We start from the raw sequence: 22,930 nt of genomic DNA, 5'->3' as shown, positions 1-22,930 counted from the left end.
GCTTAGCCTTTGAGCTGGGTCGAAGCGGTGCCATCGGTCAGGTTACAGGGGGCGAGCTGGATGACTTGGTCACAGAGCTGGGTGACATCGTGATCCCGCGTGGTGAGGACGACCGTCCAGGGCAGGGATTTATCCAAGATGGCTGCGGAGAGTGTCTTGAAGGACTCGGGATCCAAACTGTCAAACAGCTCGTCAACGAGAAGGAGACGCGGGCGCTGGACGAGTGAGCGAGCCAGCAGTAGGCGCGTGCGTTCATTGCCAGAGAGAGGGGCACCGCCGATCTTAAGGCGGAGATTCAAGCCTTCAGGACGGGCGAGGAGCCTGTCCAGCAAGCCCACACGCACGAGCGCCTCGCGGATTTCATCCATGCCGATATCCGCCCGCCCAAGGCGTAGGTTTTCCACGACTGTGGCGTCCACGATTTCATCCCGGCGCAGGAGCTGCACGTGGTCCCGCAGGGCCTCCAGATACCAGCTTCGCAGGTCCAGCCCATCAATGCAGACATGACCCGAGGTGGGGGTGCGCAGGGAGAAGAGGATATCCAGCAAAGAACTGGCCCCAGCACCGTGCGGGCCGACGATGGCTGCCCGTGCGCCGGGCTGGATGGTGAAGGTGCGGAGATGAAACAGAGGCGAATGTTCGTTATAACCAAAAGTGAGACTGTCCGCCACGACGGAGGCGCCGCCTTCTTTCTTCACCGGCTGCTCTCCCGTTTCGCGTTCGATCTCCAAATCAAAAATGTGCCCCAGCTTGTCCATGGCAGCCATGGCATCGTACCAGGCTTCCAGCTTTTTTCCCATCTTGGCCAGAGAAGCCACGATGGCACTCATGATGAGCTCACTGGCCACCAACTGGCCGAGGGTGATCTGCTGGCTGACGACCAACCACCCCCCCAGCACGAGCAAGGTAGCCCCCGCCAGGACGGAAAGAATGAGCAGGCCGATGATCTGCCGCATGACCACCCGAAAGTGCGCGGAGCGACGCATGACATACTCGGAAGCGAGATGGTTCGAGCGCTCATAGGCGAGCTGATAACCCCCGGGACCTTTGAAAAGAAAGGGGTAAGCGGCGATCTCCTCAAACCAATTCACGAGGTCATACTTCGTGCGGGATTCTGCGATGCTGGTCTCCACCGCACCACGCCCACACAGCCAGAGCACCAGCACGATGAGCAGGAGCAAGATGGCCACAAACATCAACAGCACCGGGTGATACAAAGCCAGAAGCACCATGCCGATGAGGCTGCCGAGGGTCAAATTCACCCCATCCAGCAGGAGCAAGGCAGTGCTTTTCTGCGCGGTGACCACATCTAAGAAACGATTCACCAACTCAGGAGCGTGGACGCCTTCCAGAGACTCTGCCCGCACGCGGGGTAAGCGGTAAGCGAGGTCTGCCGCCGCCCGCACAAAAATGCGCCGCTGGATGATGTCTGAAATGTAATATTGCAGACCTGTGATCAAGGCCTGGAGAGACAGGGCAGCCATCAAGGCTACGCCCACGATGACCAAAGCCTGAAAGTAAGGCTGCGACTGCCCGCCGAAAGCGAGATTACTCACCACTGCATCCACCGCCAAAGGGGCGGCGAGGTAAAGGATCCCGGAGAAGATGGAAAAGATGAGCAGGGTGACAATCTCCTGCCGCTCAGCTTTTAAAAGCCGGAAGAAACGCGTGACCGGGCTGAGGTGCAGGTGCGCATGTGCATGCCCATTGCCATGGCCATTCCGGTGCTGGCCCGCCCCATTGCTGCCATACATCTGCTCATGACGGGCCTGGGCTGCGTGCACGCTCATGTCATGAGCGGTGCGCTCTGGATGGACGATGCCAGCTTCCACGATTTCTTTGATCCCGCTGAGGCCTAGCTTAGCCGCTAGCTCTTTCCGCGTGATGCTGCGGCGGGCCGTGGGGTGGTCTCCCTCCGCAACGCGGAGGCTGAACCAGCCCGCATAGGTGATGACGATCCAGCCCCCATCCTTCTCACACCAAATGATCACCGGGGTGTCATTGTGGGCCTGCCAGACCAGCTCCGTCAGGGGTAAGCGCACGGGAGACACGTGGATGTACACCTCAGCCGCTGCGCTGACCAACTGGCCTAGAGGCTCCAGGTCTTCCCTCGCCGCGTTTTGCACCGCGATTTTTGCCCGTTCATGATCATAATCCGTTCCAGTGATGGCGCTGAGCTGCGCCAACGTGTTCACTGAAAGAGGGCGTGTAGTAATGTCAGCAGGTGAGTTGCCAGAAGGAGAAAGCGCAGGCATTCAGTGGATTTTTGCGGTAACTGTTACGATGTACGCAGGAGCAGGGTTGTCGTTTTTCAATGCTTTTTCGTCACATTCATACAGTGAGCTCTCTCAGAAATGATGTCATAACTGCTAGCACTGGCATCCAAAGAATGTCCATGGAACATGCAAAAAAAAATCGGTCATCCACAGCATTTCTAGGATGACCGATGTTTCAAAGGTGGCGCCAAAAGCGACGAATCCTTGACTAACGATTTTTAAGGCGATCGTTATTTTCTTCGCGACTCGAAGTTTGAATCCAATACTTCGCGGCCACGATGAGGCCAACGATTAAAACAGCCGCAATGATGTCGTATTCAGCGTTCCTGGAAAGTTCAAGCATGGTTCTCATAATGGCAGGATGTGATGGGTGAATGTGACCTGTTAAGTTATGTGGGCCGCAGATATGCGGCTCACATTCTTATTACGGCCATGCTGCGCTAAGAGGACCCAGCGACCAATGAGCAGCCTCTCGCGCTAATTCTCAGCATTTTGCTGAGAACCCCTCAGCGGCGGGACGACTCCGCCTCACCCCTGTTCCGCAGCCCAGCGGGTGGCGTGGTGGACCAGCTCGGTGTTGTTTTTCAGCCCCAGTTTCTTTTTGATCTGGCTGCGGTGAGTGTCCACGGTTTTGACACTGAGATGAAGTGAACGCGCGACCTCTTGCGGCTCCTTCCCCTGCCCGATCAGGCGATAGACCTCAAATTCGCGATCGGTCAATTTAGTAACCGATGCGCCTTCCTGCTTGGGGTGCAGGGAGCTGGCCAAAGCATCCAGGATGAGCGTGGAAATACGTTCACTCACCGATATCCCCCCTGCCAAAACTTTACGGATGGCCTGGATGACTTTCTCCGGTCCTTCCTGCTTCATGATGTAACCACGCCCTCCGGCCCGGATGACGCGCTCCGCATACAGCGTCTCGTCATGCATGGAGATCATCAAAACGGGGATGTGCGGGTAGGCAGCACGGACGTCTTTCAGCGTCTCCAGGCCGCTCTTATCCGGCAGGCTCATGTCCATCATCACGAGGTCTGGATTCAGCTTCGCGATGGCGGCCATGGCCTGCCCAGCATCGTGCGCCTCACCACAGACGGCAAGGTCGGGCTCCATGCCCACGAGACCCGTGAGACCCGCCCGGAAGACGGGATGATCATCCACGATCAACACACGTTGGGGAGCGGCTGGCGTGTTAGAGCTTTTTGAGGCCATTTGAAGAAGAGGTGGGTTTGGAAGCGGGCGGCAGTGGGAAAACGCAGGTCACACAAGTGCCGCGTTTTGGAGCTTTCACAATTTCGAGCGTTCCGAAGATCATTTCCGAGCGGTAGCGCATGATGCGCAGGCCCATGCCTTCATGCATGGCCGCTGGTTCCTTGATGCCGAGGCCGTCATCAATCACAGACAAGGCTGCCTTGCCCCCGCGCCGGGAGAGGCGAATGCGCACGTTTTGAGCCCGCCCATGGCGCACGGCATTGTTGATGGCCTCCTGGGCGATGCGGTAAAGGTGGATGGCGCTGCGCTGATCCTCCAGCATGATGACGGCGCGCGATTCAAACTGGCAGGTGATGCCAAACAAATCCGCCGAACGTTCCGCCAAGTTTTTTAACGCCGCGCCTAACCCGCCCTGCTCTGGAGCGACGGGATGCAGGCCACGCGCGAGAGCGCGGGTGTGGTTCAGTGATTTGCCCAGGAGGGTGCTCAGCTTCAGCGCGGCCTCTTGCTCACGGGCTCCATTGGCCGCCAAGGTACGCGCGAGAACGTCGGCCATCATCCAGGCCCCGGCCAGTTGCTGGCCGAGGTCATCATGCAAATCTTGGCCGATGCGGCGCTGCTCACGCTCACTGATGCGCAGGATTTCCTCCTCAAGCTGCCGCCGTGCGGCGATCTGGCCACGCAGTTCCGCCGTACGTTCTTCCACCCGGCGCTCCAGCTCGGCATTCAAGCGTAGAATGGTCTGCTCCGCCTGTTTACGTTCGGTGATGTCGCGAGAGATCTTGGAGAACCCAGCCAGTCGGCCATGGGCATCGCGGATGGGGGAAATGGTCAACGAGACATCCAGGATGGCTCCATTTTTATGACGGCGCTGCGTTTCGTAATGATCAATGCGCAACCCGCGAGCGATCATGCGCTTAAAGACCGCCTCGTCATCTTCAGCCTGGGGTGGCCGCAGAAAGGACATCGTCCGGCCCACGGCCTCCTCCTGGGTATAACCAAAGATGCGTTCAGCACCGGCATTCCAGGTATCAATCTCACCGTCCAGATTCATGGTGATGATGGAGTCATCCGTGGTCTCTACCACGGCGGCCATGCGGCGGTTCATGGCCTCCGCAGCTTCACGTTCCGTGATGTCGCGCGCGATACCGCCGATCTGGTGCGGACGTCCATTTTTGCGAGAGAGAATGATGCCCCGGTCTGCCAGCCAGCGGACTTTACCGTCCCTGCCCTGCACGCGGTAATGCACTTCGTAATTCTCCGTTTTGCCCGTGAACCAACGCCGCAGTGCGGCACGCACCGCCTTTTGATCATCGGGATAGATGGACTCTTCCCAAAGCTGAGGTTGCTCCCTGAGCTCCGCCAATCTCACCCCCCAAATGCGCTCAAAAGCTGGGCTGACGTATGAAAAACGCGGCGGGTCCACCTCACGAAACCAGAGCACGTCTCCGATGTTTTCCACCAGCAGCCGGAAATGCTCTTCATAAGAATCGGTGACGATTTCAGGCAGGCTTTCGCGCTTGGGAGGGCGCGGAGACTTGGTGGCAGCTCGCTTCTTCATAGAAAGCGAAAACTAGCCACCGGAGGCCACGCATGCCAGCGCGGTTTCCAGCCATGAACTTTTTTCTTATGTGGGACTCATTCGTCTGGCTTGAGAGGCCGCTCCATGAAGCGCACGGGTTTCTCATAAATCGCCAGCACGATGCACCCGGCCTCACTCACCACGCTGTGATACGTGCCGGGGGGGTGGATGCGTAAGGAGCCTGCATGGATGATGCCATTTTGATCCCGCTGGCTACCAGCCAGGACCAGGATGTGCTCCCACCCTTCATGCAGATGCATGGGGACACGCGCTTCTTTGCGGAAACGAATGAGCGCCGCCGTAGGCCCCGTGATGCCATCTCCATAGAAGCGATAGATATCCACCCCATCACGAAAGTAACTCCAGGGGATGTCTTCCTCCTGAGCTAAAATATTGAAGATGTCCTTCAGCTCAAAGTGAGGGAAGGTGAAGCTCGGCGGGGAAGAAGGATCGTCTGGATTCACAATGGAAGACTCGGTGGGAAAGCCGGGATGCCTGCGGTTATCAATGGAGAGTAACGGTAATGGAAGAGGGATTAAGAAGTGATCGCGCGGATGAAGGCGGCGGAGTCACTCACGGCTCCGAAGACCCCGCCCTGCATTTTGATCATTTTCAGTGCAGCAAGATGGTTGCCATGATCGGTGGCACCAGTGCAGTCCGAAAGCATGAGGCATTCAAAGCCACGGTCATTGGCTTCACGCATGGTGGTGTGCACACAGACATCTGTGGTGATCCCTGCGAGGACGATGTTTTGGATGCCTTTTTGCCGCAGAAGCATGTCGAGATCCGTGCCGTAAAAGGAGCCTTTGCCGGGCTTATCAATGATGGCCTCTCCCGGTAGGGGGTAAAGCTCCGGGATGATGTCCCAGCCTGGTTCGCCACGTGTGAGGATGCGCCCACAGGGCCCAGCATCGCCGATGCCTGCGCCGATGCGTTGGCTGCGCCATCGTTTGTTAGCCGGGAGGTCTGAGAGATCTGGCCGGTGGCCCTCACGGGTGTGCATGACGTGGTAACCCTGAGCACGGGCCGCTTCAAAGACGCGCTTGATGGGCTCGATGGGCGCACGAGTGAGGCTGAGGTCGTACCCCATTTTATCCACGTAGCCACCGGGGCCACAAAAGTCAGTCTGCATGTCAATGACCAGAAACGCGGTATTCGCGGGCCGCAGGTCACCATTGTAGGGCCAGGGATAAGGATCAGCTTCGACGTAAGGCATGAGAAGGATTGTTTTAAAATTCTGTAGCAAAGAGTGAACCAAGTTCGGGTGGCCCAGCGGTTAACCAGACCGCAGAACCACCCGACTCTCTCACCAACACCTGAAGAAATCAGTCTGTGGCCATGGGAAGATGCCCGTGCAGTTCTTCCTCCTCGGCAGGTTTTGGAGCCACCACGGCAAACTTAGCGCAGCCGGCTAGCACCAGCGCCACCAGGACGTAGCTGCAAGCGATCACGGGAGATTCGCCGATGCCGATCTTCTCCCCATGCATGAGGCCGAAGAAGGTGAGCAAGGCCCCAGTCAAAGCGAAGTAGGACCCGATGGCGAACTTTCGATCAATGACGAACACCGCGATGGCAGGCAGGATCACCCCACTCAAAATCGCCCCACCGCCCAGCACCTCCAGACCGTGATAGAGCACCCCCACCTGGCCTAACTTATCCAGACCTACGGCCGCTGCATTCGTGCCTGCGGCTCCCAGGGAATTATCAATCAGCAGCTTGCCCCAGGCCGCCAAGTGAGGCGTGAGGGCCAGGATGACCGCAGGCGCATGGCTCTTTGGCGTTTCCTGGAAGGCCTGCGCCCCGATCAACATGCCAATGTAGAGCAGGATGGGTGAGATGGCCACGATGGGGATCAAAGATGACATCAGCGAGATGATGCCAAAGGTGCAGAAGATAATCACCACCACCCCCGTGGCTGCCGAGTAACCAATGCGCCCGCCCATGGACTTCCAACCCGGATGACCGATGTAAACGGCATTGATGAAGGGATTGCCCAAGCTGCACCCGATGAGGCTGATGACACCGTCTGCGGTGAGCACCCGCGTGGTGGGGAAATCATCTCCCGCCACCGCTGCGCTTTCCACATTGTCCAGGGCCTCCACCAAATCATAGATCCCAAAAGGAATGGCCGTGACGAGGATCACGCCGAGGAACTCAAACCCAGAAAAGATGTGGCCAAAAGCAGGCAGCGGGATGGAGAAACCGAAGTTGCTAAAAGAGCCCGTCAGCTTCGCCAACGTCATGTCCCCATAATTCAGACCAAAAAGATTTGATCCCCAAGCGATGACACTGCCCACGGCGATGGCGATGAGGCCCGCAGGGATGCCTTTGTAATAACGCACGCCGCCGAACCAGCTCAGCAAAATGATGGCGAAGCAGACCACCCCAATGACAGGCGTGGTGAACATCTCCAAAGCAGGGCGCATGGAGATGAAGCTGATGGAAACCCCCGCCAGCGTGCCGAGTAGCGCGGCCCGTGGCGTGATCTTGCGAATGACGGGCGCAATGAAACCGCCGATCATCAAGACGAAGCTTTGGATGAAAACCCAGGTCAGCCCGGCCTCCCACCCTTTGATGGGATCTCCCGTCTGCAAAGAGATGGGCAGCATGATGACGAAGACCACGACAAACATGTGCGGCACACTGGTGCCGGAAGGCAGCGCACAGACATCATTGCGCCCCGTCTTCAGCGCCAGTTTGTAGGCTAACCAGGCGTAATACAGCGTGCTGAGGCAGAGCATGAGACCGGTGGCGGGCAAGATGCGGCCAAAGACAATTTCATCCGGCATCTTCAGCACAAAACGCAGCAGCGCTGTGAGGGTGAGCAGGTTGACAAGAATATTGGTCCCGAAGCCGAAAAAGGCATTCCAGTCTCCGGGGGTCCAGATTTTAGGTTTGGTATCAGAAGCAGTCATGGCAGAAGCAGAGGTGTTTGAGAATCATTGATATCATCAGCCGTTAGGCCAGAGCGGGAATGATCTTGGAAGAGTCTGTGACCCAGCCAAAGATGCCCCCCTGGGCTTTGATCATTTTCAGCCCCATCTCCTGGAAGATGGGGAAGTAGGAGGCCACGCAGTCCTCCGGCACGAGACATTCGTAACCGCGGTCATTGGCCTCGCGGACGGTGGTATTGACACACACCTCCGTGGTGACCCCTGTTACGACCAACTGGGTGATGCCCAGATTTTGCAGAATGGCATGAAGGTCCGTGGCGAAGAAGGCCCCTTTCCCCGGTTTATCTATGACCGGCTCCCCCCGGAGCGGATAGAGCTCAGGGATGATGTCATGTCCTTCTTCACCACGGATGAGGATGCGCCCCATGGGCCCGGTATCGCCGATGGTCTTGGCCCCGTGACCGCGCACTTTTTTAGCCGGTGGCAGATCCGCCAGATCGGGGCGATGCCCCTCACGGGTGTGCAGGACCTGCAACCCTGCTGCCCGCCAGGCTGAAAGCAGCTTTTGGTTAGGCACGATGGCCTGACGGAGCTGGGAGACATCATTTCCCAGCATCTCGCCAAAGCCGCCGGGTTCCAAAAAGTCACGCTGCATGTCAATGATGAGCAGGGCACATTTGGCAGGCACTAACTCAAAGGTGTAAGGTTCTGCCTCGATGTGGATGGGGTCATTCATAGCCATGATCATGGGGTTACGGTCAGGAGGCTTCAGCGCGGATAGCGTGCCGGGTTTTAAAAGAAGATGGAGATACCGCCGTGAAACTGCACGAGGTCGCGTTTCCGGCTGCCATCGGCACCCAGCACCTGGTTACCATCCAGCAGGCCGGGATTGTTCAGGTGATAGTATTTCACGCCGGCATAGACGGACCAGAAGCCCAGGCTTTTCGGCACGAAGGTCAGCGGCACCGTGGCCACCACCCCGGTGCGGATCAATGCCACACCGGAGCCGCCGCCAGTGCCGTCGAACTGCTGGTAAAAGTCATTGTCCGAGTAATTGAGGAAGGTGGGGAACTCGAACTTCACCTTCTTCAGGTCAATCGTCGGTGTCATCCCGATGGTGAAGTAATGGCTTTCGCTGGAAGTGGCGGGATTGAAGGCCACTGTGGCCTTGTTCTTCAATTCCTTCCAAAAGGCGATGTAGGGATTGATGGAGAAGACCTTGTTACCCGTGTAGGCGGCATCGTTGAAAGACAACTTCAGCTCCAGATGCTGGGAGGTGGGGTAGGCAGACACCATGCTCTCAAAGGCGGTGTAGTTGACATCGAACTGCCAGTATTTGGCGAACTTGAAGGCGAGTCCTGCGATGGGATCGAACTCATTCCAGTTGCCTTCATCTGGGCCGGACTCGCGACTGTGGATGGAACTCCACACACCAGTGGTGAGGGTGACGTCATTGAGAAAGCCATCTGGATTTGAATACAGATTCCAAAACACCAAAAACAATGGCTGCACGATGAGGCCCTGATTCTCCACATTCAGACCGCGCGGTGTGATGTAGTGATCTGAAAAATCCACCTTCAGCAAGGCATGCACCCACGGGGAGGGTGGAGGCTCGACAATGGGAGAAATGACGGCTTTATCACCCGCATGAAGCGGGCTGGGAGTGAGGGCCAAACAGGCCCCTAAAGCGAGGAGCGCGAGGGTGCTCTTGAGAGCAGGTGGGAGGGATGTTTTCATGGGAGTCGGGATGCTTCCGGTGAAGCAGTGACTCCTCATGGCATTTGCGATGCCAACCGTGCCCATCGATCCTCAATCCACTGGCAATCAATAGATTACAAAAACAAACCACCTCTCCTCAGCGATCAAAACGACGAATCTGTGTTGCGTGGCGCAACACGTGCAACGCAACACCCACCCTCCTCAAACGCGGGTGAGTTGACGGCGCAGGGAGATCTCGATGACGGTGATCAAGACGGCGAGGGTCATGAAGATGACCATGGCATTGATCCACAGGGTATCGAAGTCTGTGCCGAAGTAGCGTTTCACCGTGCCGAAGAACACATTGGGCTGGATTTTACGGCGGTAATCGGTGCGCTCCATTTCTGCTTTGGTGACGAGGTCCAGCACCTTGCGGTTCACATAGATCTCTTCCGCACTGACACCATCTTCCTGCTCCAGGGCGCTTTGTAGCAGCTTGGGCGTGACCCTGCCGCGCATGGTGGCATCGCGAATTTCGCGCAGTTTGGCAGCGGCTTCGCGTTCCGTTTTGGCATAGAGACCGGAGACCACGGCCAGGCCTTGTTTGGCCGCATCCAGATCCCGCTGCTGGTCGGAGGTCATCTTGATGTCCTTGGGCAGATTCACCAGTTCTTGAATGCGCGCCTCGAGCTGGTCTTGCGCAGCCGTGAGGGGATTCAATTTCGCCTGAGAGATCAGCATGGCTTCATAGCTCCAGCGCAGAGGCATGAACTGGCAGATGAAGGGGACCTTGAGCTTGCTCGGCTCGCTCTCCTCCGTCACGCCGGCTTTGTCCAGCCAGCGCTGCATGGAGTAAACGAAATCGAGGTTTTTATTCATCTCCTCATACTTGATGAGTGCCCCGCCGAGGATGATCTGCGGGATGAGGATGAGCGGGATGGCATTGATGGCGGTACGGTTATCCGTGACCACGCTGGAGATGACCAGGCCTAGACAGATGCCAGTTAGAGCGGTGACAAACATCCACCAGAGGTGGACAAAGAACATGTCTCGTATCTCCAGCACGTTGTTACCGATGAGCAGGTAGATGAAGCACTGGATGAGCGCGAAGGTGCTCAAGGAGATGATCTTGCCACTGAGGTAATAAAACGTACGTAGGTTATGGTTACGCTCTCGACTGAGGGTGTGACGGTCGCGGATGATCTCATCCGCACTGTTCGTTAGGCCCAGGAACATGGCCACCACCAGACTCATGAAGAGGTAGGTGGGGATGTGGAAGGCGGTGGCGTAGGTGTAACTTTCCTCCTCGCTGTATTTCAGCACGCTGGAGATGAGGAAGCCGAGCAGAGGCGCCTCCAGCAAGGTGGTGAGGAGATTGGTACGATTGCGCAGCTTGCTGAGAAAGGCACGCTTCAGCAGGGTGTAAAAGAGGATGCTCTCTTCCCGCAGCGTGTGTTTGGGCGGCTTGGGCATGGTCCGTGAGCGGCCCGTGGTGTGGGTATCCTCTCGTGGACGGGCGATGAGATTCGTGCTGCCGGGAAAGGCCTGGGCCTTCGCCATGCTCTCCAGCATGAGGTGGCTCTGGTAGCGGTCTCGCCAGAAATTCGGCGGGAAACGCCGCGCGGCGACGAGGTGGCCATCGGCACTGCGTTCCTGGATGATGTCGCCACTGATGTCGCGCAGGGGTGTCTCTAAAACGTCGAAGACAAAGTCGGGCGTGAGATTACCCGGCATCTCGGCTTCGCGCTGGCCAGTCTCATCGTTGTAGGCTTTCCAAAAATACTCAATCATGCCCTGCGGCGTGCCGAAGTAGGCCAACTTCCCGCCTTTATCCAGCAGCAGGGCTTTATCAAACATCTGCAGCAGCCTCATGCTGGGCTGGTGGATGGAGGTGAGGACGATCTTGTTGCGCGCGAGGCTGCGGATGATCTCCAGCACGTGCTCACTGTCCTTGGAGGACAGGCCGGAGGTGGGCTCATCGAAGAGATAGACATCGGAGATGCCGATCATGTCCAGGCCGGCATTCAGACGCTTGCGCTCACCGCCAGAGAGATACTTTTGCTGCGGGGTTCCAGCCAGGCGTTTGCGCATATCCGCCAGGCCCAGTTCAGCCAGTTTGGCCTCCACCCGTTTGCGCCGCTCTTCCGTCTTCAAATGTGGGCAGCGAACGGCCACGGAGAAGTCCAGGTTTTCCTGCACCTTCAGCAGCGGGTCAAAGGCATCTTCCTGCGGGATGTAGGCGATGTAGGGAGTGAGATTGTGGAGATTGTTGTACAGCGAAAGGCTGTTCATCAACACTTCCCCACCGCGAGTTTTCAACTGCCCGCCGAGCACGCGTAGCAGGGTGCTTTTGCCACAGCCGCTGGGGCCCATGACGCAGATCATTTCCCCACGGCGGGCGATGAAGCTGATGCCATCCAGCGCGGTATCGCGCCCGTCAAAGCGGTGGGCCAGCTCGCGCACCTCCATCTGGCGGATGGTGTTGCGCTCTTCCTCGATGATGCGGTCACTGAAATGACAGCGCAGGAACTGCCCTTCCCCCAGCGTGATGGTATCGCCATCACTGAGCATGATGCGGTCACGCACGGGGATCTGGCCGACGTAGATGGGGCGGGAACTGCGCAGCACCTCCAGCTCGCCGGTTTTCTGCGAGTAGTTGCACTCGATGCGGAGGAGGATCTCCCCCTCGGTGTCTTCAGAGAGGAGAATGTCCCCTTCATCCAGCAACTCGGGTTTGTTAGAAACGAGGTAGGTATTGCGGCTGCCTTCCAGGCGGAACTGGCCGCCAAACTCCTGGGCGCGCACGCGCAGATCCCGGAGCGAGATTTCGATCTCTCCCTGGGCGATGATGCTGTCCTCAATGGAGGCCTCGACAATGGTGCCCTCTTTCAAAGCCACGCCATTGATGGTGGCATCTGTGCTGCGCAGGGCCTCCACCGTCACACCGAGGCCGAAACTGACGCGCAGATTCGTCCCACGACCGCGCTGCTGGGCGATTTCGGCATCGCCTGTCTCGGTGAGGGTGAGGTAAAGCTGGGAGCCGGTGACCGTCTTCTTTGAGTTGAAGTAGGAAATGAGGTCGTTGTAGTCCAGCGTCACGTCCTCCAGCACCACGCGCTCGCCCGGATACAGGCGGGAGAAATCCCCCGGTGGCTGGCGGCGGCTGCGCACCAGGATGGGGATGCCACCGGTGTTCTTTAGCAGCACCAGATTCTGAAAGCGGAAGGCGACGACGGAGCAGTCGGCGGAGAGTGAGCGCAGCAGCACATCGCAAGCATCCCCGGAGCCCACGCGCAGGGTTTCCAAAGGCTGGCCGCTTTTGCTGGTGAAGTCTTCTTCGGTAGGCTTGTCCCCCGCATTGAGCTGATAAACGATGTCAATGGCCTGGGCGGCGATGCCCAGATTGGTCATGAAGAGGTAGAACTCCACCATCTGCCGCTGATTCGTCAGTGAGCTGGAGATGAGGAGGTAGAGCTGCACGCAGAGCAGGATCTTCTGCTCCATGGTGAGCTCATTGCTCAGTTCCTTCGCGCGCTGGGCCAGGTCCTGCGGCTGCTGGAGGGCCTCAAAATAAAGGCGGCGCATGTCCGCATAGATGGCCCCGCTGTAGTCGTACCGCAGGTAGCCCAGTGAGGACTCGATTTCCCCTTCCTCCACCTCGCCATCCAGCTTGGAAAAGCCTGCAAAGACCTCGATCAACACGGGCAGCATGGAATTGCGCGTGGAGGTGGTGAGGATGGAGCTATCCTCCCCTTTCCACAGTTGCCACCAGTGCTTGGGCTTCAGCCAACTCAACGGCGCCTGCGGCACATTCTCTGGCCGCCGGTGCAGGGGTGGTCGGGACATTTGGGCAGTGCTCATGCAGAGGAATGCCCTGGGTGACTTTCCCAGGGCGCGCGACTATCGGCGGTCTGAGTCACGTCGCAACTCAGACTGCGGAAGAAAGCATGGAATGAAGCGGGAGGCAGAAATCAGGCCAGGCGGCTGTCAATGTCCTTCTCCAGCCAGGTCCACATGCTTTCCAGCGAGGCGGAGACGCGGGTCTTCGCCGCTGCCAGTTCATCTGCGGTGAGCTTTTGCCCAGCCGCAGGTACCTGACGGCCAAACATGTAGTATTTGATCTTCGGCTCTGTGCCGGAGGGACGCACGGCAAAGCTGCGGCCATCGGCCAGGTCCACAAAGAGCATTTTCTCTTTGGAAACCACTTCGCCTTCTTCGTCGCTGATCTCGTCCTTGCGGAAATCGCGCACGTTGACCACGGCGCTGCCGTCCACTTCCGTGGGAGGATTCGAGCCGTAAGTATCGGCCAGTTTGGCGATCTGCGCGGCACCACTGGCCCCTTCAAAGACCTTGCTCTGGTTCACTTCCAGGAAGTAACCGACCTCGCTGTACACCTCGTCCAGCAGTTCCACCACCGTCAGGCCGCGAGAGGCGGCGTAGGCTGCCAGTTCGGCGAACATGACCACGGCGCCGTTGCCATCCTTGTCACGGCTGAAGTCATCGCCCATGTAGCCGTAGCTTTCCTCACCACCGAAGACGAGGAACTTGCTGTACTGGAGACGAGCGGCGCGGGATTCTGCGGCGGGCAGATCGCGGTACTTCGCCAGGATTTCCGCTGGCAGCGCGGCTTCGTATTTCGCCAGCTTGGCGCTGATCCATTTGAAACCGGTGAGGGTATTGATGCACTGCACACCATACTTAGCGGCGATGGTGTCTTGCATCGGGCTGGTGACGTAGGTCTTCAGGAACACGGCGTTTTTCCGCGTCTCGTCATTGAGGATGCCGAGATCCGTCATCGTCTTCAGGCGATACCAGCCCATGAGGGAACCGGTCTGGTTGCCGGTGAGCAGCACCATTTCGCCCTGCGCATTGCGGACGCCCACACCCATGCGGTCGCAGTCTGGGTCTGTGCCGATGACGATGTCTGCGCCTTCCTTGTTGGCGAGATCCACGGCCATTTTCAAAGCCGGGGCATTCTCCGGATTCGGCGATTTCACAGTCGGGAAGCGGCCATCGCGCACGTCCTGTTCAGGCACGGTGAAGAAATTGAAGCCGAGACGCTTCAGCAGCACGGGCACCAGCACGCCACCTGCGCCGTGAAGGGCGGTGTAAACGATCTTGAGGTTTTTGGCCTTCTCGTTCTTCAGCAGCTCTGGCTGCAGCATCATGGTCTCTACGCGCTTGAGGTAGATCTCATCCAGCTCTTCGCCTAGCATGGTTAGCTTGCCCTGCTGATCTTCCGGCAGCGGATTGTAGGCCTCATCCACGATGGCATTCACCTCTTTGATGATGCCCGTGGCATGGGGTTCCACAATGCCTGCGCCATCGCTGTAATTGACCTTGAAACCGTTGTCGTGGGCGGGGTTGTGCGAGGCCGTGATCATCACGCCTGCATCGGCACGCAGATGGCGCACGGCAAAGGACATTTCGGGCGTGGCGCGGCAGCCATCGAAAAGGTAAACATCCGCCCCGTTATCTATGGCGATCTGGGCACACTTCTGGGCGAATTCGGCGGAGAAATGGCGGGTGTCATGGCTGAAGACGATGCTCGGCTTGCCCGTCAGGCCTGCGGTGGCGCGGTAGGTCTTTGCATAGGCCACGAGGCCGCGTGTGGCACGGCCCACGTTGTAGTAGTTCATCGCGTTCGTGCCCACACAGGGATGGTCTGGGCGCTGATCTGCAGCGGCGTCACCGCGTTCCGCAGCCGTCACCACTTTACCCACCGTGCGTCCGCGCAGGCCACCGGTGCCAAATTTGAGGGCCTGGAAAAAGCGGTCGTTCAGCTCATCCCACTGGGCCGAGTTCGCCAGCTCTTCAATGCTGGAGCGATAGACCGGATTTTCACTGGCAGAGAGAAGCGCCTGGATGTTTTCAAGGCTGGAGGGCAGGAGCTTACCGGAATCGGCGGCGGACTGGAGAGTGGCTTCAAGGGACATGGTGTGGCGAGGATAGCGGGATGCCCTCGTTTGGCAATGCGTTGCAGAGTGAATTTACCTGCGATGGAAAGTGGGGTGAAGGATACGGCCAATTCAGGCTTGGCAGGCGAATCGCCCGCGCTCACACTCTGGGCGAACCTTTATCCTCATGCCAGCCACACTCACCACCCGCGCCGCTACTGAAGCCGATGTGCCCACCATCCTGGCGCTGATCCACGAACTGGCCGAGTATGAAAAACTGACGCATGAGGTGGTGGCCACGGTGGAAAGCCTGCTGGAGACGCTGTTTTGCCCGAACCCCAGCGCCGAGGCGCTGATGGGTTGCGTGGATGGAAAGGCCGTGGGCTTTGCGCTGTATTTCCAAAACTACTCCACCTTCCTGGCTCGGCCGGGCCTGCACCTGGAAGATCTTTACGTGCAGCCCGCGCATCGCGGCTGTGGTCTGGGCAAGGCGCTGATCACCGCCGTGGCCCGCATTGCCTATGAGCGGGGCTGTGGGCGCTATGAGTGGACGGTGCTGGACTGGAACACGCCGGCCATCCGCTTTTACGAAAGCCTGGGCGCTGAGATGAAAAGCGACTGGCGCATCATGCGCGTGACAGGCCCTGCTCTAACGGCCATGGCGAAACTTTCCACCTAACCGAAAGCATGACCTGGATCGACTGCGGCCCTCAGCACCTGGAAGCCATCCGCGCCATTTTCAACGAGGCCATCGCCAACTCGACGGCTCTTTATGAAGATGAGCCGCGATCTGTGGCCTTCATGGAGGCCTGGTTCGCCGCCAAACAAAAAGCTGGTTTTCCGGTGCTGGGCCTGATCAATGACGAAGGGGTGCTGATGGGCTTCGCCAGCTATGGCCCGTTTCGTTCGCATCCGGGGTATCGGTTCACGGTGGAGCACTCCATCTACCTGGATGTGCGCTTTCGCGGCCAGGGTTTGGGCACACTTTTTTTAGAACGACTCGTGACCACGGCGCAGGCCCAGGGGCATCACCTCATGATCGGCGTCATTGATGCCGACAACGCCGCCAGCATCCGCCTGCATCAGCGGCAGGGCTTCACCCCCTGCGCGCACCTCCGCGAGGCCGGATACAAATTTGGCCGCTGGCTGGATGTGGTGATGTACAGTATCCATCTCCCTCCGAGAGATGAGGTACAGTATTCATCACTCTCCGAGTGATGGGCTTGGGAGATCACGAATGAAGATGCACTGGGGGACGGAGATAAGGTTGGAATGAGGTACGGTTCCCTGGATCGCATCACTCGGAGAGTGATGAATACTGTACTGCCGGATTTCATCCTTTGCTCTTGCGGGGTTGTCGCCTTGGTTAAAACTAGGGTCTCTTATGCGCTTCTTTGATCCCGAAGATCAATTGGTCATCACCCAACGGAAGCTGCCTCATTGGTCCCAAGATGGGGTGGTGTGTTTCATCACCTGGCGGACGCATGATTCCATGCCAAAAAAGGTGGTCGAAAAATGGCTGACGGAGAGAGGAATTTGGCTGGAGCAGCGTGGGATTGATGTGCTTGAACGAGATTGGAAAAGGCAGCTTTACCAGTTAGACGCGTCGGTCATTGCGGAGTTTCACGATCACTTCACTTCACGCTGGCATGAGGAGCTGGACAGATGCCACGGCACCTGTGTACTGCGTGAAGCTGAGATGAGCGGTCTGGTGGCTGAAAGCCTGATGCATTTCGACGGCGACCGTTATGAGATGCTGGACTTTGTCATCATGCCTAACCATGTGCATTTTCTGGCGATGTTCCCGGATAAAGACGTCTTATTAAAACAGTGTGAATCCTGGAAACGATACACGGGCCGGTGGATTCAAGAAAGGCTCGGCACTGAAGGTCGGTTCTGGCGGCAGGATGCTTTCGACCATCTCGTTCGCCACGAAAGCCAGTTCAAAAGATTGCAGCGCTACATCGCCGAAAACCCCGTCCGAGCTCGCCTCAGGCCTGCGGAGTTTCATCTGCGGCAGTACAGTATTCATCACTCTCCGAGTGATGGGTTTGGTGGATCACGAAAAGGGTGAGTGTTGAGGGGAGGAAGATGAAGATTGGAATGAGGGACGTCGCTCTGGATCGCATCACTCGGAGAGTGATGACTACTGTACGGGACCGAGACTCTGGAGGTAGGCCATGAGGTGGATGACTTGCTCTTCGCCCAGGGCGGTGAGCAGGCCTTCGGGCATGAGACTCATGGAAAGCTGCTGCTGCTCGGTGATCTCGGCGCGCTCCAACGTCAGTCTTTCGGCGGGGGTCTGCACAGTGACGGTCTTCGGATTTTGCTCGGGGATCACGCCGGTGATGGTGCGGCCATCTTTCAGCTTGAAGACGGTCATGCGATAGTCCGCAGGCACGATGGCACTGGGGTCCAGGATGTTTTCCAAGAGGTAGGTCAGCTTGTGACGGTCCCCACCGGTGAGGTCGGGGCCGATCATGCCGCCTTCGCCGTAGAGCTTGTGACAGGCGGCACAGGCGGCCATGAAGACCATCTTGCCTTTGGGGGCCTCGCCTTTGGCCAGGGCGGCCGGGGTCAAGGCAGCGGTCCATTTGGCCATCTCGGCTTTCTTGGCCTCGGGAGTATCGCGCAGCTCGCCCCAGACTTCGGTCAGCTTTTTGGTTAGGGCTTCATTCTTCAAGCTGACGATGGCACGGGCTTGATAAGGTGAAATGACGGAGGCGGGAACCTTCCCGGCTTTGAGGGTGTCCAGCAAGGCATGGGCATAAGCGGGACGGCTGATGAGCGTATTCACCGTGGCCGTCTGCTGCTCCAAACTGCGACCGGGCCAAGGCTGAAGCAGGGCCTTCGGGATGCTCGGGTCATCATAGGCAGCCAGGGCGCTGCGGGCTTCGGTGCCGATGACTTTGTCATTCACCAGACCGCGAATGAGAGGCAGCAACTCGGGCTTCGCACTGCGGGTGAGGCTGGCGAAGGCATTACGACGCGCGGAGGCATCCCCCTCCATGTCTTTGACGATGGGGATGAGTTCTTCCATCGGACGACCACCGCCGAAGATGGTGGAGAGTTGGCGCACATTCTCAAGGAGTGAGGGCATCTTGCCCTCACCCGATGAGGCCAGGATGGCCTCACTCCTTGTTTCCAAGAGCTTCGCCACTTCATCCCAACCCTTCGGTTTCGGGGCTTTGTTCCAGCCATTCAGCGCGGCGGACATGCCATCGAGAATGTCTTTTTGCAGCTCGGGCTGTTTGCCCAGCAGGGCCACCAAGGCCTCCACCGCCGCAGGCTGTTTTTCGATTTCTTCCGTGATGCGACGGGCCACCAAACGGCGCACCGTCGGGATCTTGGCGCTGGCGATGAGTTCCACGCCGCGCATCGGATCAGCCGCCACGGCCGACTCGATGCCATACCAGATCATGAGCGGCTGCTGGCGATCATTGGCGTCTTCAGTACGCTGGGCCAGCGCGGTGGCGATGGGCCAGCGGGCGTCGAGAGGGAGGCGTTGCAACGCGGAAGCAAGATGGAGACGGATGAGGCCGGAGGAGTCATTTTTAGCCATTTCAGCGAACACTTTGAGCAATGGGAGGAGCTTGGATTTCCCCTCAAACCTCCACATCGCGATCTCATCCTCCAACACTTGTGGATCTGGTGAATGCAAGGCGTTCTGTTGCAAGGTTCGAGGAGCGAGCGCCAATGCCTCAGACCATTCTCCCTGAGTGTCATTATCAGCGACTAAAAAGTTAATTACCGTAGCTCTGACCGACTCCTCCTTGGCATTCAGATATTCAGCCCATTCCATGTAATTCCTCATGTGAGCACGCCCTTCGAAGTCGGAAAACAAAGCTCCGAGGATGAAAGTCGTTTCCCCTGATTTCGCCGAATTATTTCTAACTTCCTTCCGCAACGCATGCGGAGATTTACTCGGCTCTGCGCCATCAACCTGCATGTTATACATCTTCTGTTGCAATTCAAAGGTTGCCTTCCGACTCCACCAGTTGTTCTCACTTCCGAGCAGCTTGACCAGCTCCTCATCCTTCATCGCCGCCACATCGAACGGCTCCGCCTTTTTCGGCTCCCCATAAACAATCTTATAGATGCGCCCGCTGGTGCGATGCACGCCGTCGTTGTCGTGGCATTCGCCGGAGTCGCTCCAGTCGGAGACGAAGACGTTGCCATCGGGGCCGGTGATGAGGTCGAGGCCGCGAAACCAGGGGTCTTTGGCCTGCATGAAATCAGGGGCGTGTTTGCCCACGTAACCGCAGCCTTCGCGCTCCAGGGTATCCACATTGATACGACGTCCGTGAAGGTTGCAGGTGAGCATCTTGCCGTGGTACTCTTTCGGCCAGGTGCCGCCCTGATAGATGAGCATGCCGACGTGGGCATGACCACCGCCGAGTTCCAGGGTCTTGTTGCTGATGCCGGTGCGGATGTCACTCCATTTTTCAGCGCCGGTGTCCCAATGGAAATGGTCGGCGGTTTGTTCGATCACTTCATAAACATGCGGGTTCAGGTGGGTGCCGAACATGCGGCGATAGTAGGCCCCTGGGATCACATGCCAGAGATGGCCGATGACGGTATTGATCATGAACAGCTCACCTTCCGCGTTCCAATCATGGCCCCAGGAATTGGTGCCGCCATGGGCCACCGTTTCCAGAATTTTGCGGGTGGGGTGATAACGCCAGATGGCGCAGTTCATCTTTACACGCTTTTCGTTAGGCGTGCCGGGAGCCCCCACAGCGGAAGTATCGGTGATGCCATGGCGGCCATACAGCCAGCCGTCTGGTCCCCAGCGCAGGCCGTTGACGATGTTGTGGCCGATGGTCTTGGTATTAAAGCCGTCCAGCAGGATTTGGGGCGCGGCATCGGGCACGTCGTCGCCATTTTTGTCGGCGATGAAGCTCAGGGTGCCGTCGTTTAAAATCCAGGCTCCGCCATGGCCCCACTCCACGCTGGTCAGATAAGCGCCCTGGTCCCAGAAGACCTTGCGGCCATCGTGTTTGCCATCGCCGTCCTTGTCTTCCAGGATGATGATTCGGTCGCGCAGCTTGGTGTCCCAGCGGGCGGGGTTTTCTGCATAGGTGTAGTTTTCCGCCACCCAGAGTCGGCCCTTGGCATCCCAGGTCATGGCGATGGGCTGCTGCACATCCGGCTCCGAAGCGAAGACCACGCACTTGAAGCCCGGCGGCAGTTGCATCGTGGCGGCCGCTTCCTCGGCAGACATGGGATCGCCTTTTTCGGAATTGAAAGGTTTCGGGAAATCAGCAGCGAACGCCGAGGTGGCGAGCAGGGGCAAAAGCAGGCGGTTCATAGGCAGGGCAAAGCAAAACGGGCGGGAAGGAGAAAAACTCACGTCGCAGTATGAATCTTCTCCCCACTTGAACAAAAGCCTTCTTTCTTCGGAATGAGGGGCAGGTGACAAAAAGGTGCCTCACCTGGGAATTGACATTTCGCCGCCGCGATGCAGCCTAAACGCATGATTCGGATTGCCCGCCCCAAATTTGCCGCCCTGCCAGGCTCTCGCTTGGCCGGACAGGGGCCTGTGGCAGGCTGAGTGCATCGAATCTGACGACACTCCCACCACGGCTCCCCTCACCCCGGGCCGTGGTTTTTTTGCGCCGCTGCCCGTCCCTGCACTCTCTCCCCCCAACCTTTCGCGGCAGCGTTTATGCATTCCTCTCTTTCTTCATCGCCTGTTACACCGCCACACCAGCCGTGGCCCACCTTCGCCCAGGAAAACCGGGCGACTTTAAAACTCGCGCTCCCTCTCATCTCCGGCCAGCTCAGCCACATGCTCATGGGCGTGTCTGACACGGTGATGATTGGCAGCGTGGGAGTCGTCTCCCTCGGCGCAGCTACCTTTGCCAATACCCTGCTCGCCGTGCCCTTTGTGGTCGGCATGGGGCTGCTGAGTTCCGTCTCCGTGCGTGTCTCGCAGGCCCATGGGGCCAAACAACCCGAAGATGCCAAAAGCGCTGTCATTCACGGTACGTGGCTGGCCCTGGGATTGGGTCTGGCGGTGGTCCTCGCCACGCTGTTGCTCATCCCCTTCCTGGGCCATTTCAGCCAGCCGGGGGATGTCACACTGCAGACTCCCATCTACCTCCTGCCCTGTGCGGTTTCCCTGATCCCCTCGCTCATCTCGCTGGTGTGGAAAAACCATGCCGATGCCCTCAACCGCCCCTGGCCACCCTTCTGGATCACGCTGGGCTCCGTGTTTCTGGACATCTTGCTGAACTGGCTGTGGATCCACGGCAAGTGGGGCTTTCCCGCCATGGGGCTGGCTGGCGCAGCTTACTCCACCCTGGTCTCGCGCACGCTGTGCATGATCGCCCTTTTTGTTTGGCTGAAAAACAGCCGGACGCTGCACCTCTGGACCCCGCAGAAGTGGTGGGTGCGGTGGCAGCGGTCGGAGTTCGCCAGCCTGCTGAAGATCGGCATTCCCACCAGTTTTCACCAGCTCGCGGAGGTCACGGCTTTTGTGTTGGCCTCACTCATGATCGGTTGGCTCGGCGTGGTGCCGCTGGCCTCGCACCAGGTGGCCATCACCTGCATCGCCACGGCCTACATGGTGCCTTTGGGCATCTCCATGGCCACGACCGTGCGGGTGGGCGAGATTGTGGGGGCGAATCAGCGGCCGCGTTTGCATCGGGTGCTCCTGGGCAGTTGGATTTTTGCCACGTCCTTCATGTCCTGCTCCATGCTGGTCTGTTTCCTCTGGGGCGAGCCCCTGGCGCGGGCCTTTGTGAATGAGCCGGAGGTGATCAAACTCACCGCCTCGCTGCTCCTGGTGGCGGGACTTTTTCAACTCTTCGACGGGCTCCAAGTCGTCTCCGCCGCCGCCCTGCGTGGCGTGGATGATGTGAAGGTTTCCGCCTGGATCGCCGTGCTGGCTTACTGGGTCATCTCCCTGCCGCTGGGCTGGGTGCTGGGCATTCAAAGAGGCTGGGGCGCCACCGGCATCTGGGCCGCCCTAGCCGTGGGCCTCGGCATCGCCGCCGTGCTGCTGATGTGGCGGGCGTGGAAGTTGCTGGGGGATAAGAAGGTTCCCAACAAGGTTGTCTAAGTAACCCCGCTCAAGGGGGGCTGACGCAGCTCCAGGATGCCTTCGGATGAAGGTAACTTAAAGGCCAGGGCGACGACCACGGCCTCATCCCGTCTCATACCGCGCTGAAGACTTAACGAGTCAAATCAAAGGCGGAGTCATGGCGAGCTAAAGCTCTTGCTACTTTGGCTCCGCCTCGATCACTGCCCTTCTAGTTAGGCCAGCTTATTTCTCATGGAGTCCAGAGAAGCGTTTTCCAGAGACGACGCGCGCTTTCAACAAACTGAAGCCCTAAAGGGGCAGCGGGAGCTGGTCGTTGATTCCGCCAG

The 22,930-nt window shown here is 58.4% G+C and carries 15 protein-coding genes; 4 read left to right on the top strand and 11 right to left on the bottom strand.

What is annotated here, in order from left to right:
• Nucleotides 1-2 precede the first annotated feature (2 nt).
• From HNQ64_RS08965 to HNQ64_RS08920, 10 genes are all read right to left on the bottom strand, one after another.
• Nucleotides 3-2,255, bottom strand: coding sequence for a peptidase domain-containing ABC transporter (locus HNQ64_RS08965; protein ID WP_184207667.1), 2,253 nt, complete (start codon nucleotides 2,253-2,255; stop codon nucleotides 3-5).
• 549 nt (nucleotides 2,256-2,804) lie between these two features.
• Nucleotides 2,805-3,485 (bottom strand): response regulator, encoded by a 681-nt coding sequence (locus tag HNQ64_RS08960; RefSeq protein ID WP_184207665.1) that lies wholly within the window; start codon nucleotides 3,483-3,485, stop codon nucleotides 2,805-2,807.
• Entirely contained in the window at nucleotides 3,466-5,046 is a 1,581-nt protein-coding gene (locus HNQ64_RS08955) for a PAS domain-containing sensor histidine kinase (protein WP_184207663.1), read from the bottom strand. The genes HNQ64_RS08960 and HNQ64_RS08955 overlap by 20 nt, the downstream gene beginning before the upstream one ends.
• Before the next feature lie 77 nt (nucleotides 5,047-5,123).
• Nucleotides 5,124-5,531, bottom strand: a complete 408-nt coding sequence (locus tag HNQ64_RS08950; protein WP_221305397.1) for a cupin domain-containing protein — start codon at nucleotides 5,529-5,531, stop codon at nucleotides 5,124-5,126.
• Between the two features lie 71 nt (nucleotides 5,532-5,602).
• Nucleotides 5,603-6,283: a biuret amidohydrolase gene (gene biuH, locus HNQ64_RS08945; protein ID WP_184207661.1), complete on the bottom strand. Its 681-nt coding sequence runs from the start codon at nucleotides 6,281-6,283 to the stop codon at nucleotides 5,603-5,605.
• A gap of 109 nt (nucleotides 6,284-6,392) precedes the next feature.
• Complete coding sequence (locus HNQ64_RS08940; RefSeq protein WP_184207659.1) at nucleotides 6,393-7,982, bottom strand: regulator; 1,590 nt, start codon at nucleotides 7,980-7,982, stop codon at nucleotides 6,393-6,395.
• A gap of 43 nt (nucleotides 7,983-8,025) precedes the next feature.
• The gene (locus HNQ64_RS08935) at nucleotides 8,026-8,697 is read right to left on the bottom strand and encodes a cysteine hydrolase family protein (protein WP_184207657.1); all 672 of its coding nucleotides are present in this window, start codon (nucleotides 8,695-8,697) and stop codon (nucleotides 8,026-8,028) included.
• 56 nt (nucleotides 8,698-8,753) lie between these two features.
• Nucleotides 8,754-9,698: a hypothetical protein gene (locus HNQ64_RS08930; RefSeq protein ID WP_184207655.1), complete on the bottom strand. Its 945-nt coding sequence runs from the start codon at nucleotides 9,696-9,698 to the stop codon at nucleotides 8,754-8,756.
• A 183-nt stretch (nucleotides 9,699-9,881) separates the two neighbouring features.
• Nucleotides 9,882-13,505 (bottom strand): ATP-binding cassette domain-containing protein, encoded by a 3,624-nt coding sequence (locus tag HNQ64_RS08925; protein WP_184207653.1) that lies wholly within the window; start codon nucleotides 13,503-13,505, stop codon nucleotides 9,882-9,884.
• A gap of 125 nt (nucleotides 13,506-13,630) precedes the next feature.
• A complete protein-coding gene (locus tag HNQ64_RS08920; RefSeq protein WP_184207651.1) occupies nucleotides 13,631-15,595 on the bottom strand; it encodes a phospho-sugar mutase in 1,965 nt (654 codons plus the stop codon).
• 148 nt (nucleotides 15,596-15,743) lie between these two features.
• Here HNQ64_RS08920 and HNQ64_RS08915 point away from each other — a divergent pair, with 148 nt between their 5' ends.
• The 3 genes from HNQ64_RS08915 to HNQ64_RS08905 all read left to right on the top strand — a co-directional run bounded on the left by HNQ64_RS08915 (nucleotide 15,744) and on the right by HNQ64_RS08905 (nucleotide 17,630).
• Nucleotides 15,744-16,235: a GNAT family N-acetyltransferase gene (locus HNQ64_RS08915; RefSeq protein WP_184207649.1), complete on the top strand. Its 492-nt coding sequence runs from the start codon at nucleotides 15,744-15,746 to the stop codon at nucleotides 16,233-16,235.
• 8 nt (nucleotides 16,236-16,243) lie between these two features.
• A complete protein-coding gene (locus tag HNQ64_RS08910) occupies nucleotides 16,244-16,774 on the top strand; it encodes a GNAT family N-acetyltransferase (RefSeq protein ID WP_184207647.1) in 531 nt (176 codons plus the stop codon).
• A gap of 166 nt (nucleotides 16,775-16,940) precedes the next feature.
• Nucleotides 16,941-17,630, top strand: a complete 690-nt coding sequence (locus HNQ64_RS08905; RefSeq protein WP_184207645.1) for a transposase — start codon at nucleotides 16,941-16,943, stop codon at nucleotides 17,628-17,630.
• A 72-nt stretch (nucleotides 17,631-17,702) separates the two neighbouring features.
• On the opposite strand, the gene HNQ64_RS08900 is transcribed toward HNQ64_RS08905, so the two are convergent.
• On the bottom strand, nucleotides 17,703-20,867 hold the full coding sequence (locus tag HNQ64_RS08900) for a PVC-type heme-binding CxxCH protein (protein WP_184207643.1): 3,165 nt from the start codon (nucleotides 20,865-20,867) through the stop codon (nucleotides 17,703-17,705).
• Nucleotides 20,868-21,224: 357 nt separating this feature from the next.
• On the opposite strand from HNQ64_RS08900, the gene HNQ64_RS08895 reads away from it, so the two are divergent.
• Complete coding sequence (locus HNQ64_RS08895) at nucleotides 21,225-22,622, top strand: MATE family efflux transporter (RefSeq protein WP_184207641.1); 1,398 nt, start codon at nucleotides 21,225-21,227, stop codon at nucleotides 22,620-22,622.
• Nucleotides 22,623-22,930 lie beyond the last annotated feature (308 nt).

Origin of the sequence: Prosthecobacter dejongeii (genome assembly GCF_014203045.1) — a bacterium.
Lineage (GTDB): Bacteria > Verrucomicrobiota > Verrucomicrobiia > Verrucomicrobiales > Verrucomicrobiaceae > Prosthecobacter > Prosthecobacter dejongeii.
This window is presented reverse-complemented; position numbering and strand designations above follow the sequence as displayed.

Excerpts from the sequence above, each read along its gene's own strand:
- HNQ64_RS08965 (WP_184207667.1), bottom strand. The coding sequence starts at position 2,255 with ATGCCTGCGCTTTCTCCTTCTGGCAACTCACCTGCTGACATTACTACA.
- HNQ64_RS08960 (WP_184207665.1), bottom strand. The coding sequence starts at position 3,485 with ATGGCCTCAAAAAGCTCTAACACGCCAGCCGCTCCCCAACGTGTGTTG.
- HNQ64_RS08955 (WP_184207663.1), bottom strand. The coding sequence starts at position 5,046 with ATGAAGAAGCGAGCTGCCACCAAGTCTCCGCGCCCTCCCAAGCGCGAA.
- biuH (WP_184207661.1), bottom strand. The coding sequence starts at position 6,283 with ATGCCTTACGTCGAAGCTGATCCTTATCCCTGGCCCTACAATGGTGAC.
- HNQ64_RS08940 (WP_184207659.1), bottom strand. The coding sequence starts at position 7,982 with ATGACTGCTTCTGATACCAAACCTAAAATCTGGACCCCCGGAGACTGG.
- HNQ64_RS08935 (WP_184207657.1), bottom strand. The coding sequence starts at position 8,697 with ATGAATGACCCCATCCACATCGAGGCAGAACCTTACACCTTTGAGTTA.
- HNQ64_RS08930 (WP_184207655.1), bottom strand. The coding sequence starts at position 9,698 with ATGAAAACATCCCTCCCACCTGCTCTCAAGAGCACCCTCGCGCTCCTC.
- HNQ64_RS08925 (WP_184207653.1), bottom strand. The coding sequence starts at position 13,505 with ATGTCCCGACCACCCCTGCACCGGCGGCCAGAGAATGTGCCGCAGGCG.
- HNQ64_RS08920 (WP_184207651.1), bottom strand. The coding sequence starts at position 15,595 with ATGTCCCTTGAAGCCACTCTCCAGTCCGCCGCCGATTCCGGTAAGCTC.
- HNQ64_RS08915 (WP_184207649.1), top strand. The coding sequence starts at position 15,744 with ATGCCAGCCACACTCACCACCCGCGCCGCTACTGAAGCCGATGTGCCC.
- HNQ64_RS08910 (WP_184207647.1), top strand. The coding sequence starts at position 16,244 with ATGACCTGGATCGACTGCGGCCCTCAGCACCTGGAAGCCATCCGCGCC.
- HNQ64_RS08905 (WP_184207645.1), top strand. The coding sequence starts at position 16,941 with ATGCGCTTCTTTGATCCCGAAGATCAATTGGTCATCACCCAACGGAAG.
- HNQ64_RS08900 (WP_184207643.1), bottom strand. The coding sequence starts at position 20,867 with ATGAACCGCCTGCTTTTGCCCCTGCTCGCCACCTCGGCGTTCGCTGCT.
- HNQ64_RS08895 (WP_184207641.1), top strand. The coding sequence starts at position 21,225 with ATGCATTCCTCTCTTTCTTCATCGCCTGTTACACCGCCACACCAGCCG.